This window comes from Paenarthrobacter sp. NPDC057355, from assembly GCF_042667405.1.
Classification (GTDB): domain Bacteria; phylum Actinomycetota; class Actinomycetes; order Actinomycetales; family Micrococcaceae; genus Arthrobacter.
Genome location: NZ_JBHVAL010000019.1, coordinates 1 through 14,798, shown reverse-complemented (window position 1 = coordinate 14,798; position 14,798 = coordinate 1). Strand labels below are relative to the sequence as shown.

Here is a 14,798-nt window from a genome sequence, read left to right as displayed (position 1 = left end):
AGAAGTTACCTTTTTTTCGAATGAAATAGCTTAGTTAAGTTCCGTCAGCGTATCGCTGAGCCGGACCAGCTCGTGGTCGTGTGACGCAACGAGTACGGCGATGCCATCGCTGGTGGTGTCCTTGAGGATGCCGATGATGCGGTTGGCTGCTGCCCGGTCGAGGCTTGCCGTGGGTTCGTCCACCACCAGCACACGGGTGCCCAGGATCAGGGCACGCGCGATCGCTACACGCTGGCGCTCACCACCGGACAGCTGGGCCGGGCGGTGGCGCATGCGGCGCCCCAGGCCCACCAGGTCAAGAAGGTCCTTTGCCATTTCGGTGCGCTGTTCAACTTCGCCATCCGGGACAGCGGGAAGCAGCACGTTCTCCAAGGCGCTCATGCCATCGATCAAAGCACCGCCCTGGTCCACATAGCCGATCAGTGCCCGGCGGCGGTCGGCGATTTCGTCGTCGCCCATGCCGTCCAAGGGCTGGCCCTCCCAGAAGACCTTGCCCGACGTCGGCAGCGTCAGTCCCGCGCTCACCGTCAGGATGCTGGTCTTGCCGGAGCCGCTTCGGCCGGCGACACAGTGCATCTCGCCTGCGTGCAGGGTGAGGTTGAAGTCATCGACGACGTCGACTTCCTCCGCGCCGCCCTTATCGCCGCCGTAGTGGATGGTGACCCGGCTCAGTTCCAAGGGGGTTGCGTGGTCAGCAGCCCTCACGATGGTGTTGGCGCGGGTCTGCAGCGACTCTTCCGTTGATTCCGGGGTGGCCTTCAGCTCGGGGTTGAGGTTGTCAGTCATTTGACTACTTTCGTTGCAATGGGAATCCAGCAAATTACGGCCAGCAGACCGGCAAGACCGGCCCATAGCGCGGCGTACGGGGCAAGGAGCAACCCAAGCCCCAGGGCACCGAGGACACCCAGCGGAAGTGCCACCGTGCCGACAAGTGCGTTTTCGAAGAACCGGACCTGGCCCAGCATGTCCGGGTTCCAGCCCATGGCCCGCAATGTACCCAGGTACTCGCGCTTGGCGTGGAGCTCGAACCTTCCGGTGACCAGGGTCAACAGGAGGCCGACGACCACGCCGAAGACCGCAAGGGTGACACTCGGCAGGGCGATGCTGGCCGCTGCCAGGCCACTCAGGGCACTGGCACCTGCCGCGCGTGGGATGTCGATCAGCAAGGCGATCAATGCACCTACTGCAGCGCCGAAAACGCCGACAGCCACGGCAAGGGAAATGGAGTTGAACCGGTTGGTGGTCAGCTGCCTGTTGGCGAACGTCAACGGCGAGTCAACCGTTACCAGTCGCTCGTCATGCTGGGGTTCCTGGTCGATCACGACGCGGTGGCGCAACTGCTGGGCCGCCAGCAGGGCCGCAGCGCTGTAGATGACCAGCATGGTCACCGAGACGACGACAGTAGCGATATTCCAGCTCAGCAAGCTCAGGATGACACCCGCCGCGGCCAGTGCGGCAGCACCAACGGCGAACTCTTCCAGTACCCAGGACCGGATGCGCTTTTGCGTCCAGCCCATGGCGCGGAGGATTCCTGCCTCGCTTCGGCGCTGGCGGATGTAACTGACGGTGGACGCTCCGGTAAGGAGGGTGGCGCCGAGCAGTGTCAGGAAGAGCAGGGTGATGTTTGTTCCGGTCAAGGAACCCGACACGGCGTCGGCCGCGTTCTGCCGGACCCAGGACTGCTGGATCGTGCCCAGCGGAGACTCCTTGCCGGCGTCGTCCTTGCTGTATCCCGGCACGAAGATGTTGGCGTCTTCACGTGCGGAACCTGCCACAACCGTAGCTTCCAGGCCAAGGTCACGGATCTGTGATGCCAGCTTCTCGACCTCGGGCTGTGCGGTCTTCCAGTTGCCGGCCGCGTTGGCGCGGACCCGCACGGCGTCGATCACATTCGCGTTGGAGTCATAGCCACGCGCTGCTGCAAGACCGTAGTAGTCGGTGATGGCACCGGCGGACTGGCTCACGAGGCCCGTTGCGCTGAGCGAGGGCTTCAGCTGAGCTTCGGCGACGTCCTTGCCTTCGGCGTCCTTGATCAGCGTCATGGGCGTGGGGTCGTAACCGCCCAAGGGCAGTTTGTTGACGTCGCCGGCAGCAGCCTGGACCGCGGAGGGGTCGAAGGTGCCGTACACCATGGGCAGGGGCGCGGCAGGCTTTTTACCCGTCTCGAGGTCCTTGCGGTACGAACGCTCGTCCACGGGCTTGCGCTGGGTCTGGTCCACTGCGGCACCGAAGGAGGACTTCTCCGGCAAACGGTTGACGGTGACCCAGTCACCCGGCGTCGCGCTCTTGTCGGAAGCGCCGTTGGCGGCTTCGTCGCCGTCCTTGTACTGCGGCGCCGCCGCGAAGGCGGTGCTCCACGTTGCCGGGTTGTAGAGACCCTGGCTGAAGGCTGCGGTGCTGCCCAGGAGCTGGCTGTGGTCAGTGGAGCCGGGCCATTCAAGGGCGAACGGAGACTTGGAGACGAAGGGCAGGTAGTCCTTGTCCAGGGACCGGGTGACGGTACCCACGTCCTTGACCACCTTGCCGCTGGAATCGAGTTCCTCGATTTTCACCGAGTACTTCAGGTCCAGCGAGGTGCCCGTGCGGACAATCAGCGGAATGGCTTTCGAATCAGCGGTCAGCTGGCCGTCGCGTTTGGCTTGCTGGTACTGCGTCATCAGCGGTGCCCAATACTTCAGCTTCACGCCGAGGAAATCGGGGCCCTCTTCCAGTTGCTGCATGCTCAGGCCCGTGGTGAAAAGGCTTTCAAAATGGCGGCCGATCGCGCCGGCGTCGCGGGCGTCTGCCGGCGGGGCCTTCTCCAACGGCGCAAGGAAGTCTCCCGCGGAACCCAGCAGTGCCCTTTCGGCGGCAGGGTCGACGGCGACGACGGACTCGTTTACCTCGGGCGCCAGGGGAAGCGCCACTGAGAGATTGAAGAGGTTGTGCTCGGAGCCCAGGGCCGGAGCCGGGAATTTGATACCTGTTTCACCCTCGGGACCGGCGATGCGGACGTTGCTGCCACCTGCAGCCTGCTCCTTTACCAGGCGCCCCTTACCGAGGGTACCTTCGGCGCTGGTCTTGAAGAGCGTTTGCTCCTTGACTCCGTCCGAGCTGGTGGCCGACGCAGTCAAGCGGTACTTCTTGGGAGACTCCGAGAACACTGACTCGGCTGCCGGCCATTTGCTGGAATCCATGGCTGAAGGGTCACCGGCGGTCACCGCACCGGCGAGGCCCGCGTTGTAGCCCAGGTAGTCCATTGCGTTGAGGCGGGGGGCTTCCAGGTTCTGCGATACCCGCGAGACCAGGCTGATGGGCGCTGCCACGGCAGTCTGGCCCATTCCGCGGATCTTCTCCAGCTGGTCGAAGCTGATCCCGCCCTGGCCGTTGGCGATTTCCGGCTGGATCAATGCACCGCCGTCGCCATTTTGTGATTGGTCCGGCTTCGCCTGGACCAGGATGTCGTAGAGTCCCCGCGAGTTCTCGTCCACTGTCCTGTTCAGAGCCGCCTGCGACTGGCTCTGGACTAGGACGGACAAGCACATGGCGACGATCAAAATGGCCGCGGTCAGCAGCAGCACACGGCTTCTGATGAACCTTTGGACGGCGTTCATTGGGCTCCCTGGGACCTTGATAGCGGGCGCGCACACGTTGTCCGGGATTCCTGAAAGAACACAGCGGAATACCGGGCTGAATGTGCTGAAAGTAGTGGCCGGCCTGCTGCCGGGTCCGAATCCCGGACCCAGCCATTGTAAGCAGACCGGCCACTTCTGCGTGCCATGGGTGTGTCGCCGGCACGCGATCTTCAGCTGATGTCGATCAGTCTTCCAGGTCCACTTCGCGGACCATTTCGGCACCGATACCGGCCTTGATGGCCTCCAGTACCTGCTGCGGAACGGAGCTGTCGATGGTCAGGAGCGCCAGGACCTGGCCGCCTTCAGTTTGGCGGGCCACCTGCATCCCACCGATGTTGATGTTGTTCATGCCAAGGATGTGGCCGATGGTGCCGATCACGCCAGGGCGGTCAGCGTAAGCCACCACGACCAAGTGCTCGCTGATGGGGATTTCGACGTCGTAGCCATTGACGCCCACCAGCTTCTCCACCTGCTTGGGACCCGTGAGGGTACCGGCTACGGAGATCTGTGAACCGTCGCTGAGCGCTCCGCGGATGGTCAGGACGTTCCGGTAGTCCTCGGCCTCTGCAGTGGTGATGAGCCGGGTGTTGATCCCACGCTGCTCGGCAATCACCGGGGCATTCACGTAGGAAACCTGCTCAGTGACGACGTCGGCGAACACACCCTTCAGCGCTGCCAGCTCAAGCACCTTGACGTCCAGGGCGGAGATCTCACCGGCCACCTCAACGTCGATCTGCGTCAGCGATGCGTGGGTGAGCGCGGTGAAGATGCGGCCGAGCTTTTCGATCAGCGGGATGCCCGGACGGACGTCGGGGGCAATGACCCCGCCGGCGACGTTCACGGCATCCGGCACCAATTCGCCGGCCAGGGCCAGGCGGACCGACTTGGCAACGGACACGCCGGCCTTTTCCTGGGCTTCGTCGGTGGAGGCACCGAGGTGCGGGGTGACGACAACGTTGTCCAGTTCGAAGAACGGCAGGTCAGTGCTGGGCTCTTTGACGAAGACATCCACGCCTGCACCAGCAATCTGGCCTTCCTTCAGGGCAACGTAGAGTGCTTCTTCGTCCACCAGGCCGCCACGGGCGACGTTGATGACGTAGGCGGATTCCTTCATCTTCCGGAAGGCGTCGGCCCCCAGCATGCCGACCGTCTCCGGCGTCTTGGGCATGTGGATGGTGATGAAGTCCGAGTTCTCCAAAAGCTCATCGAGGGTGACCAGCTTGACGCCCAGCTGCGCTGCCCGCGCCGAGGTGATGTAGGGATCGTAGGCCAGGATTTCAGTTTCGAAGCCCTGGAGGCGTGCTGCCACCAAAGCGCCGATGCGGCCCAGTCCGATGATGCCGATCTTCTTCTCGAAGAGTTCGATGCCGGTGTACTTGGAGCGCTTCCATTCGCCGTTCTTCAACGCCGAGCTGGCCTGCGGGATGTGGCGGGCGAGGCTAAGGATGTGTCCCACGGTGAGCTCAGCAGCCGAGACGATGTTGGAGGTCGGTGCGTTGACCACCATGACACCGGCCTGCGTTGCGGACTTGATGTCCACGTTGTCCAGGCCGACGCCGGCACGGGCGATGACTTTGAGGTTCTTGGCCGCGGCGATGGCCTCGGCGTCAACCTGGGTGGCGGAGCGGACCAGGATGGCGTCGACGTCGGCGATGGCAGACAGCAGCTGGGAACGGTCGGCGCCGTCGGTCTGGCGGATTTCGAAATCCGGGCCCAGTGCCTCGACTGTTGCGGGCGAAAGTTCCTCAGCGAGGAGGACAACGGGTTTGCTGGCTGACACGGGGTGGCACCTTACTTTGGAGAACGTGGGACAGAACTGGACAAGGAGCGGATGCGTGGCCCGGGGCACGGCGCGGCGCCGGGACCAGCCCAGAATATCGAATCCGGGCGGTGTTTCCGCCAGCCGGGGAGCGATGTTACGCCCGGACCGGAGGCGATGTGAAGAAGTTCACAGCTCCACCGGACGGGCAATTCGGTGGAGAAACGGAGCGGAAAACAGCGGCGCCCGCCCGGCTGTAACTTGCCGGGCGGGCGTCGGTGCTCAGTGCTGGTGCATCACTGCTGGGCAGTGGGCAATCAGCGGGCTGCGGAACCTTCGACGTAGTCGGCGTCCTGCTGCTGCCAGGAGAACAGGGAGCGCAGTTCGCGGCCAACTTCTTCGATCGGGTGCTTCTCAGCCTTGGCGCGGAGTTCCTTGAACTCGGTTGCGCCGTTGTCCTGGTCGTCGATGAAGCGCTTGGCGAATGCACCGTTCTGGATGTCCGCAAGGACAGCCTTCATGTTTTCCTTCACCTCGGGGGTGATGACGCGCGGGCCGGAGACGTAGTCGCCGTACTCAGCGGTGTCGGAAACGCTCCAGCGCTGCTTGGCGATGCCACCCTCCCACATGAGGTCAACAATGAGCTTGAGCTCGTGAAGAACCTCGAAGTATGCGATCTGCGGCTGGTAGCCGGCCTCGGTGAGGGTCTCGAAGCCGTACTGGACGAGCTGGGAGACACCGCCGCAGAGGACGGACTGCTCGCCGAAGAGGTCGGTTTCGGTCTCTTCGGTGAAGGTGGTCTTGATGACGCCGGCGCGGGTGCCGCCGATGGCCTTGGCGTAGGACTTCGCCAGGTCCCAAGCGGAACCGGAAGCGTCCTGCTCGACGGCGATGATGTCCGGGATGCCACGGCCGGCTTCGAATTCGCGGCGCACGGTGTGGCCGGGCGCCTTCGGAGCGATCAGGATGACGTCGACACCGGCAGGAGCTTCGATGTAGCCGAAGCGGATGTTGAAGCCGTGCGCGAAGGCGAGAGCCTTGCCTTCGGTCAGCTTGTCCTTGATGGAGTCGTTGTAGATCGAGCGCTGGTGCTGGTCTGGTGCCAGGATCATGATGACGTCGGCCCATTCGGCGGCGTCGGCAACGTTCTTGACCGTGAAGCCTGCGTCTTCGGCCTTTGCGGCCGACTTCGAGCCGTCGTTGAGCGCGATGACAACCTCGACGCCGGAATCGCGCAGGTTGAGCGCGTGGGCGTGGCCCTGGGAGCCGTAGCCAACGATGGCTACCTTGCGGCCCTGGATGATCGACAGGTCTGCGTCGTCGTCGTAGAACATTTCAGTCACTTGCGTAACTCCTCTTGAGTGGATTTCTTAGATATTGATTGTGGTGCTGCGGTACTGGGCACTGCCCGCGTAGGCATGGCTCACGCGGAGCGAAGCGCCCTGTCACTCATGGAGCGGGATCCCCGTCCAACGGCCAAGGTGCCGGACTGCACGATTTCACGGATGCCGAATGGCTCGAGCACTGACAGCAGTGCGGCGAGCTTCTCGGGGGTACCGGTTGCCTCGATCACCAACGAGTCTGTGGACACGTCGACGACGGCGGCACGGAACAGGTCTGCAGCCTGGGTAACCTGCAGACGTGTCGCGGCATCCGCACGTACCTTGACCAGGATGTGGTCGCGTTGTACGGAAGATTCAGAAGTCAGTTCAACAATCTTGATCACATTGACCAACTTGTTGAGCTGCTTGGTGACCTGCTCGATCAAGTCGCCGTCGGCGTCGACGACCACTGTCATGCGGGACATGCCGGGAACCTCGGTGGGTCCCACAGCCAGGGAGTTGATGTTGAACGCACGCCGGGCAAAGAGGCTGGCCACTCGGGTCAGTACGCCGGGCTTGTCTTCTACCAGAACGGACAGTGTGTGACGGGTCATGCCTAGTCCTCTTCTTCCCATTCCGGGGTCATGTTGCGGGCAACCTGGATCTGGTCATTGCTGACGCCTGCGGGCACCATTGGCCAGACCATCGAGTTGGGGCTCACCACGAAGTCGATGACCACGGGGCGGTCGTTGATTTCGAGGGCCTTTTGGATGGTGGCGTCGATGTCCTCGTCACGCTCGCAACGCAGTGCGGCGCAGCCGTAGGCATCTGCCAGCTTGACGAAGTCCGGAATCCGGATGGTGTCATGGCCGGTGTTCAGGTCCGTGTTGGAGTAGCGGCCTTCGTAGAACAGGGTCTGCCATTGGCGGACCATGCCCAACGAAGAGTTGTTGATGATGGCTACCTTGATGGGGATGTTGTTGATGGCGCAGGTGGCCAGTTCCTGGTTGGTCATCTGGAAACAGCCGTCGCCATCAATGGCCCAGACCACGCGGTCCGGTTCGCCGACCTTGGCGCCCATGGCGGCAGGGACGGAATAGCCCATGGTGCCTGCTCCGCCGGAGTTCAGCCAGGCGTGCGGACGCTCGTACTTGATGAACTGGGCAGCCCACATCTGGTGCTGGCCCACGCCGGCAACGTAGATGCCTTCGGGCCCGGTCAGTTCACCGATGCGCTTGATCACGCGCTGCGGTGCGCTCAGGCCGTCTTCGGGCTCGGTCCAGCCCAGTGGGTAGGTGTCGCGCAAGTTGCCCAGGAAGGCCCACCAGGAGTCGAGGTCCGGTGCACCGCTCAGTTCGAACTGCGTCTTCACGGCCTCGGTGAGTTCCGGGATGATCTCCTTGACCGAGCCCACGATCGGGACATCCGCCGTCCGGTTCTTGGAGATTTCGGCGGGGTCGATGTCAGCGTGGATGACCTTTGCAAAGGGCGCAAAGGTCTTCAGGACACCGGTGACGCGGTCATCGAACCGGGCACCGAGGGTGATCAACAGATCAGCCTGCTGAAGTGCCGTTACGGCCGAAACCAACCCGTGCATGCCGGGCATGCCAACGTGCTGCGGGTGGGAGTCGGGGAATGCGCCGCGGGCCATGAGGGTGGTGACCACGGGAGCGCCGGTTGCCAGGGCGAGCTCCATGAGCTCTGCGGAGGCGTGGCCCTTGACCACACCACCACCGACGTACAGCACAGGCTTGCTGGAAGCAGCGATCAGCTTGGCAGCCTCACGCACCTGCTTGTTGTGGCCGCGGACCACGGGACGGTATCCGGGCAGATCCACTTTCGGGGGCCAGGAGAACGTCATCTGGCCCACCTGGGCGTCCTTGGCGATGTCCACCAGGACGGGACCGGGCCGGCCGGTCGAAGCCAGGTGGAAGGCCTCCGCCATGACATGCGGGATGTCGTTGGGGTCGGTCACCAGGAACGAGTGCTTGGTGATGGGCATGGTGATACCCACAATGTCGGCTTCCTGGAAGGCATCGGTGCCGATGACTCCACTGGAGACCTGGCCGGTGATGGCCACCATCGGCACGGAGTCCATGTGGGCATCCATGATGGCGGTAACGAGGTTGGTGGCACCGGGGCCCGAGGTGGCGATGCAAACGCCAACCCGTCCGGTAACCATGGCGTAGCCTTGCGCGGCGTGGCCGGCTCCCTGTTCGTGACGGACCAGGATGTGATTCATGCTGGAGGCCATCAAGGGGTCGTAGGTGGGCAGGATCGCGCCACCGGGCAAACCGAAAATATCGTCCACGCCGAGTTCTTCGAGCGAACGGACAATTGCTTGCGAGCCGGTCATCACCGTTGGGGGTACAACGTTGTTCGGCCCAAGTACAGGAGAGAGAGGTGCAGCAGCGTCGACGACGACGGCCTCAGCCGTGCGGTCGACCTTTTCCGGAGCCTTGGGGGCTCCAGTGGACTTTGCAGCCATCAGCGAGGGGCTGATCGGCGATCCTTTGCTCATCGGACTCTTCCTTAGTGGATCTACAAATGGTGGGTCTTGCAAATAAAAAAACCCCTCAGCCTTCCGGCTCTTCGAGGGGTTTGCGCGTGACGGTTCGTTACCAGTCGGGCTAAGCCACGCGCTTGGTAAGGACGACGACGCCGACGGTAACGAATGTGATCATGCGTTCAGTGTTCCCTCAAAGTGAGATACGTGTCAATTGAGCACCATCGTATCTCACTATTTGGACAGCGATGTCCGCCTGCCGGACTCCGCTCCTCGGGCGGAGCGGAGTCACGTGCAGGAAATCATCCGCAGTAAGCCCCCGTGGAGGCACTGTGGACAAGCTTGGCGTACTTGGCCAGGACGCCCTTGGTGAACTTTGCCGGCAGCGGCTGCCAGCCCTCTTTGCGGGCCTCGAGTTCGGCTTCGTCCACCAGGAGGTCGAACGAGCGGGCAGCGATGTCGACGCGGATGCGGTCGCCGTCCTTCACAAAGGCGATGGGACCGCCGTCGACCGCTTCCGGCGCGACGTGGCCGATGCACAAACCGGTGGTGCCTCCTGAGAAGCGGCCGTCAGTCAGGAGCAGGACGTCCTTGCCGAGGCCGGCGCCCTTGATGGCGCCTGTGATGGCAAGCATCTCGCGCATGCCCGGCCCGCCCTTGGGACCCTCATAGCGGATCACCACGACATCTCCCTTGTGGATTTGACCCTTGTCCAAAGCATCCAGCGCACCCTGCTCGCGCTCGAACACGCGCGCTGTTCCCTCAAAGACGTCGGCATCGAAACCGGCGCTCTTCACAACGGCGCCTTCCGGAGCCAGCGAACCGTGCAGGATGGTGATGCCACCGGTCTTGTGGATGGGGTTGTCCAGCGCACGCAGGATCTTGCCGTCGAGGTCCGGCGGGTTGATCGAGGCGAGGTTCTCGGCGAGGGTCTTGCCCGTCACGGTGAGGCAGTCGCCGTGCAGCAGCCCGGCGTCGAGCAGTGCCTTCATGATGACCGGCACGCCACCGATCTTGTCGACGTCGGTCATGACGTAGCGGCCGAAAGGCTTGAGGTCGCCCAGGTGCGGGATCCGGTCACCGATCCGGTTGAAGTCATCGAGTGTCAGTTCCACGTTGGCCTCGCGGGCGATGGCAAGCAGGTGGAGCACTGCGTTGGTGGAGCCGCCGAAGGCCATGGTGACGGCAATGGCATTCTCGAAGGCCTTCTTGGTCATGATGTCGCGGGCCGTGATGCCCAGGCGCAGCAGGTTCACTACCGCTTCGCCGGATTTGCGTGCGAAATCATCACGACGGCGGTCTGCCGACGGCGGCGCGGCAGACCCGGGAAGGGACATACCGAGTGCCTCTCCGATGCACGCCATGGTGTTGGCCGTGTACATGCCGCCGCAAGCGCCTTCGCCCGGACAGATGGCCTTTTCGATGCGGGTGAGGTCCTCCATGCTCATCTTGCCCGCTGCACAGGCTCCTACAGCTTCGAACGCGTCAATGAGGGTGACTTCCTTCTCCGAGCCGTCCTCGAGCTTGACCCAACCGGGCATGATCGATCCGGCGTAGAGGAAAACAGAAGCGAGGTCCAGGCGGGCAGCGGCCATGAGCATCCCCGGAAGGGACTTGTCACAGCCGGCCAACAGCACGGAGCCGTCAATGCGCTCTGCCTGCATGACGGTCTCCACGGAGTCGGCAATGACTTCGCGGGAGACCAGCGAGAAATGCATGCCCTCGTGACCCATGGAGATTCCGTCGGACACGGAGATGGTGCCGAACTGCATCGGGAACCCGCCGCCTGCGTGGACGCCTTCTTTGGCGCCCTGCGCAAGGCGGTTGAGGGAAAGGTTGCAAGGGGTGATTTCGTTCCACGAACTGGCCACGCCGATTTGGGGTTTGGCGAAGTCGTCATCGCCCATGCCCACCGCCCTGAACATGCCGCGGGCGGGAGCTGCGTGGATGCCATCGGTGACGGCCCGGCTCCGGGGTTTGATGTCCGGCGCGTTCTCTGGAGCAGTGCTGGTGTCGGTCATGTCCAAAGTCTATGTGCACCAGGGGCCATGAAGCCTTGTTCCCCGCCGGGTTAAGCAGCGCCTGCCTAATATTGCGGGGTGAGTGGGAGTTTCGTCCCACGGGTTCAGTCCGAGGAACGCGCGTCGTCCAACTCGCCGGCGATCCCGGCAGCCTCCGCTTGGAGCATCTCCAAAACTCCGGCAATGGTGGAACGGGCGGCCACCTCCTGCCGCGCGAGCGCAACGATGCTCCTGCTCGCCTTCACGCCTGTCAAGGGCCGGAGGACCAGACCCCGGCGGGCATTGGCGCGGGCAGTGTACCGGGGCAGCAGGCAGATGCCGTGACCTGCCACGACCAGCGCCTCAAGTACCCGCAGGTCCGGATAGCGCTGGCCCCGCGTGGCCTGCTTGCCTGCGTGGACTTCTATTTGGCGAAGAACGGCGTCGAAGGGAAATCCTTCCGGTACGCCGATCCACGGATGGCCCACAACGTCGTCCGGAGTCAGTTCTTGTTTGGCCGACAGGGGATGTCCGGCAGGCATGGCAACGTCGAGGGCTTCCTCCAGCAGCGGTATGACTGCGAGTCCCCGCTTGGCGAAAACTCCGGGCCCGTCCACGCTGTGGGCCAGCACGATGTCGTAATCGGCCACCAAGGGTGCGAAGTGCGCTGTGCCCGGGTCCTCGAAGTGGGCATCGAAGCCCAGCCCCTGAACGGCCTGCACCCGATGCAGCATCCCCGGCAGCAGCATCTCGGCGGCACTGGGAAAGAATGCCGCTGATACGTGTGTTTGCCAGCCCCGCCGATAGCTGTCCACTGTGGACTCGGCCCGGGCCATGGCTGTAGCGATTTCCGCCGCCGCGGCTGCCATGGCTTGTCCGGCTTCGGTGAGTTGCACTCCCCTGCCCACCTTTTCCACCAGGCTCACGCCCAATTCCGCCTGCAAGGTCTTCAACTGCTGTGAAACCGCGGAGGCAGTGACATTCATGGCATCTGCTGTGGCACCCACACTTTGGCGGTCTGCCAACTCGCGCAGAATCTGCAGCCTTTTGAAGTCCATGCAGCCAGAGTAGGTGAAGTCTCGGAATTCGCTGCAAAGTAATTTCCGCCATCTCCTACTAAGCAGTCTGACGAATTTCGGGACCGGCCGCCCAAACGCTGGACAGCCCATTAGCAGGCACGTAACGTCGGAAATACCACGTACTGCACCCCTGTGAGCAGAAGGGCATCCGCCATGGATTGGTTAATTTGGGTCATTGTCATTGTTTTGGTCGTAGCGATTGTTTGGTGGCTCATGAGCCGCAACAAAGCCCCAAATTCCACCGGAAGCCAAGCTCCCGCCGCCATGGAGCCCACCAACACCGGGACCGTACCGGATCCGGGTGCCGTTAGCGCAGGCGTAGCCGGACTCGCCGGAGTGACCAACCTGGGCAAGGCAGCCGCCGAGGGCAGCGGCCCCACCGGAGACGAATCCGTCCGCCGGGAAGACGTTGCTGAACCACCGGCAGACGAACCGGAATTTGAGCCCGCGCCTGCCGCGGAACCGGAAGTGCGTTCCGGGGAGTCCGCGACCCCGGGACTGACAGTTGAGGAACCCGTCGTTGCGGCCCCGGTGGTGGACGAGCCGGTGGTTGCTGAACCCGTGGTGGACACGGAAGCGAAACTGCACTCCGCCGACGTAGACCCCGGCGATGTGGACGATTGGCAGGGCTCCCCAACAGCGGACGACGTTACGCGGGCTGAGGACACCAGGGCCGACGACACCGGGGTCCGCGACACTGTGGCCCGCGACACTGCTAAGGCAAACGAGGCAGCCGACAAGGCCGAATGGGAATCCTCGTGGACGGACGCGGCGGGCGGCCCTGTCCACCACCACGAATACACCGACCGGCACTCCCCCACCCTGCCCGGCGCCGAGACTGCCGCAGCAGAAGACTCCGCCCCCACCGGAGACTCCGCATCGCCGACCGGACACCTCGCAGCAGAAGAGCCCTACGGCACAGGCTCCTCCAGCACCCCGCGCGACGGCCACCCCGTCAAGGCCATCGCGGCCACCATGACCTACCACGATGAGGACGCCGCGGATTACGACGACGTCGAAGCAGACGTGTGGTTCATCTCGGCTGCGCACGCTGAGGCAGCCGGGTTCCGGCCGCCGCGGCGGAGCAGGCACTGAGCTGGTTACCCGGCACCCCAAAGGCACCCGCAAAGTCATGGGCAGGCAGGCGCTCCCGGGCGGACACCGGGTAGCAGGACAACTGGCCGCCCTCGCCGTTGCCGTGACGATGGCACTGGCCGGGTGCACCGGAAGCACGTCCTCCCCGGGCACGGCTGCTACTCCAAACCCGACCGGTTCCGGATCCCTCAATACAGGAAGCGGCCAGGGGTCGCAGGCATCTCCAGCGGCGCTTGAACTCATCGAAAAGCTCGACGCCGGCCTGCAGCTGCCTTGGTCGGTCGTCTTCCTGCCGGACGGTACGCCATTGGTGTCCGAACGTGATTCGGCCAACGTCGTGGCGATCAAGGACGGGAAGGCAGCCGTACTGGGCAAGGTGTCCGGCGTCGTTCCTGGCGGAGAGGGCGGTTTGCTGGGCCTGGCCCTGTCCCCCTCATTCGCAGAAGATCGCCGGCTGTATGCCTACTTCACTTCGGCCAATGACAACCGGATTGCCAGAATGCAGGTAACCGAGGGCGCGTCAGGAGAATTAGGCCTCGGCGCACCGGAGGTGATCTTCCAGGGCCTCCCGAAGGCTTCCACCCACAACGGCGGACGTATCCGATTCGGCCCGGACGGAATGCTCTATGTCGGTACTGGAGATTCCCAGCGGCGCGAGCAACCCCAGGACAAGGGAACCTTGGGCGGCAAGATCCTCCGCCTCACTCCTGATGGACGGCCAGCGCCCGGGAACCCCTTCGGGGACAACCCCGTGTACAGCTATGGGCATCGGAACGTCCAAGGGTTGGCATGGGACAACGCCGGAAGGCTTTGGGCGAGTGAATTTGGCCCGGACGTTGATGATGAACTGAATCTGATCACGCCAGGGGGCAACTACGGATGGCCCCAGGTGACCGGGGCGCCCGGCAGGGACGGCTTCATCGACGCGAAGGTCGTTTGGCCCTCTACCGCCGAGTCTTCTCCGAGCGGACTGGAAATCGTGGACGGGGTGGCCTACACGGGGGCGCTGCGGGGCCAGCGTCTTTGGGCAGTTCCCTTGAACGACGAAACAGCCGGCACGCCTGTGGCTTATTTCACAAGGGAATACGGGCGCCTACGGGACGTTGCCCAGGCTCCAAACGGTGATCTTTGGGTGCTCAGCAACAACCAGAACCCCGACTTTGCGCTGATTTTGCGGAGCAAGTCTTGAGATAAGACCGCCACGCAGGGCCGATTTCACACTTCGGGCCAAGTCGTGTAGAGTTACATGTCGTTGCGGAGATCGCCGGGGAAAGAAAAGCCCCAGGGTTGATCGAAATCAACAGCTGCACCTCTAGCTCAACTGGCAGAGCAATTGACTCTTAATCAATGGGTTCCGGGTTCGAGTCCCGGGGGGTGCACCAAAGAAAGACCCTGGAGTTCGAGATCTACGGGGTCTTGAGTT

General features: G+C 63.4%; 10 protein-coding genes and 1 tRNA gene. 3 read left to right on the top strand and 8 right to left on the bottom strand.

The genetic code is table 11. The annotated features are described in order from the left end of the window. Positions 1–30: 30 nt before the first annotated feature. The 8 genes from ACFUOZ_RS17660 to ACFUOZ_RS17625 form a co-directional block, all read right to left on the bottom strand. Entirely contained in the window at positions 31–786 is a 756-nt protein-coding gene (locus tag ACFUOZ_RS17660; protein ID WP_377550485.1) for an ABC transporter ATP-binding protein, read from the bottom strand. Next, positions 783–3,593, bottom strand: a complete 2,811-nt coding sequence (locus tag ACFUOZ_RS17655) for an FtsX-like permease family protein (protein WP_377550483.1) — start codon at positions 3,591–3,593, stop codon at positions 783–785. Before ACFUOZ_RS17655 ends, ACFUOZ_RS17660 begins: the two co-directional genes overlap by 4 nt. A 205-nt stretch (positions 3,594–3,798) precedes the next feature. After that, positions 3,799–5,394, bottom strand: a complete 1,596-nt coding sequence (gene serA / locus ACFUOZ_RS17650) for a phosphoglycerate dehydrogenase (protein WP_377550481.1) — start codon at positions 5,392–5,394, stop codon at positions 3,799–3,801. Between the two features lie 296 nt (positions 5,395–5,690). Then, complete coding sequence (gene ilvC, locus ACFUOZ_RS17645) at positions 5,691–6,716, bottom strand: ketol-acid reductoisomerase (RefSeq protein WP_377550479.1); 1,026 nt, start codon at positions 6,714–6,716, stop codon at positions 5,691–5,693. Between the two features lie 80 nt (positions 6,717–6,796). Further along, positions 6,797–7,309 (bottom strand): acetolactate synthase small subunit, encoded by a 513-nt coding sequence (gene ilvN / locus ACFUOZ_RS17640; RefSeq protein ID WP_021470923.1) that lies wholly within the window; start codon positions 7,307–7,309, stop codon positions 6,797–6,799. 2 nt (positions 7,310–7,311) lie between these two features. Beyond that, on the bottom strand, positions 7,312–9,216 hold the full coding sequence (locus ACFUOZ_RS17635) for an acetolactate synthase large subunit (RefSeq protein ID WP_377550476.1): 1,905 nt from the start codon (positions 9,214–9,216) through the stop codon (positions 7,312–7,314). A 287-nt stretch (positions 9,217–9,503) separates the two neighbouring features. Beyond that, on the bottom strand, positions 9,504–11,222 hold the full coding sequence (gene ilvD, locus ACFUOZ_RS17630; protein ID WP_377550474.1) for a dihydroxy-acid dehydratase: 1,719 nt from the start codon (positions 11,220–11,222) through the stop codon (positions 9,504–9,506). A 104-nt stretch (positions 11,223–11,326) separates the two neighbouring features. Beyond that, the gene (locus ACFUOZ_RS17625; protein WP_377550472.1) at positions 11,327–12,259 is read right to left on the bottom strand and encodes a LysR family transcriptional regulator; all 933 of its coding nucleotides are present in this window, start codon (positions 12,257–12,259) and stop codon (positions 11,327–11,329) included. 174 nt (positions 12,260–12,433) lie between these two features. Here ACFUOZ_RS17625 and ACFUOZ_RS17620 point away from each other — a divergent pair, with 174 nt between their 5' ends. The 3 genes from ACFUOZ_RS17620 (at position 12,434) to ACFUOZ_RS17610 (ending at position 14,757) form a co-directional block, all read left to right on the top strand. Further along, positions 12,434–13,375, top strand: a complete 942-nt coding sequence (locus ACFUOZ_RS17620) for a hypothetical protein (RefSeq protein ID WP_377550470.1) — start codon at positions 12,434–12,436, stop codon at positions 13,373–13,375. Positions 13,376–13,412: 37 nt separating this feature from the next. Continuing rightward, on the top strand, positions 13,413–14,564 hold the full coding sequence (locus tag ACFUOZ_RS17615) for a PQQ-dependent sugar dehydrogenase (RefSeq protein WP_377550468.1): 1,152 nt from the start codon (positions 13,413–13,415) through the stop codon (positions 14,562–14,564). A 117-nt stretch (positions 14,565–14,681) separates the two neighbouring features. Next, positions 14,682–14,757 (top strand) — tRNA-Lys (locus ACFUOZ_RS17610). The last annotated feature ends 41 nt before the right edge of the window (positions 14,758–14,798 follow it).

What these genes read in the sequence shown, in the direction of transcription:
- ilvN (WP_021470923.1), bottom strand. Translation starts at nt 7,309, where the DNA reads ATGACCCGTCACACACTGTCCGTTCTGGTAGAAGACAAGCCCGGCGTA.
- ACFUOZ_RS17615 (WP_377550468.1), top strand. Translation starts at nt 13,413, where the DNA reads ATGGGCAGGCAGGCGCTCCCGGGCGGACACCGGGTAGCAGGACAACTG.
- ACFUOZ_RS17635 (WP_377550476.1), bottom strand. Translation starts at nt 9,216, where the DNA reads ATGAGCAAAGGATCGCCGATCAGCCCCTCGCTGATGGCTGCAAAGTCC.
- ACFUOZ_RS17620 (WP_377550470.1), top strand. Translation starts at nt 12,434, where the DNA reads ATGGATTGGTTAATTTGGGTCATTGTCATTGTTTTGGTCGTAGCGATT.
- ACFUOZ_RS17625 (WP_377550472.1), bottom strand. Translation starts at nt 12,259, where the DNA reads ATGGACTTCAAAAGGCTGCAGATTCTGCGCGAGTTGGCAGACCGCCAA.
- ACFUOZ_RS17655 (WP_377550483.1), bottom strand. Translation starts at nt 3,593, where the DNA reads ATGAACGCCGTCCAAAGGTTCATCAGAAGCCGTGTGCTGCTGCTGACC.
- ilvD (WP_377550474.1), bottom strand. Translation starts at nt 11,222, where the DNA reads ATGACCGACACCAGCACTGCTCCAGAGAACGCGCCGGACATCAAACCC.
- ACFUOZ_RS17660 (WP_377550485.1), bottom strand. Translation starts at nt 786, where the DNA reads ATGACTGACAACCTCAACCCCGAGCTGAAGGCCACCCCGGAATCAACG.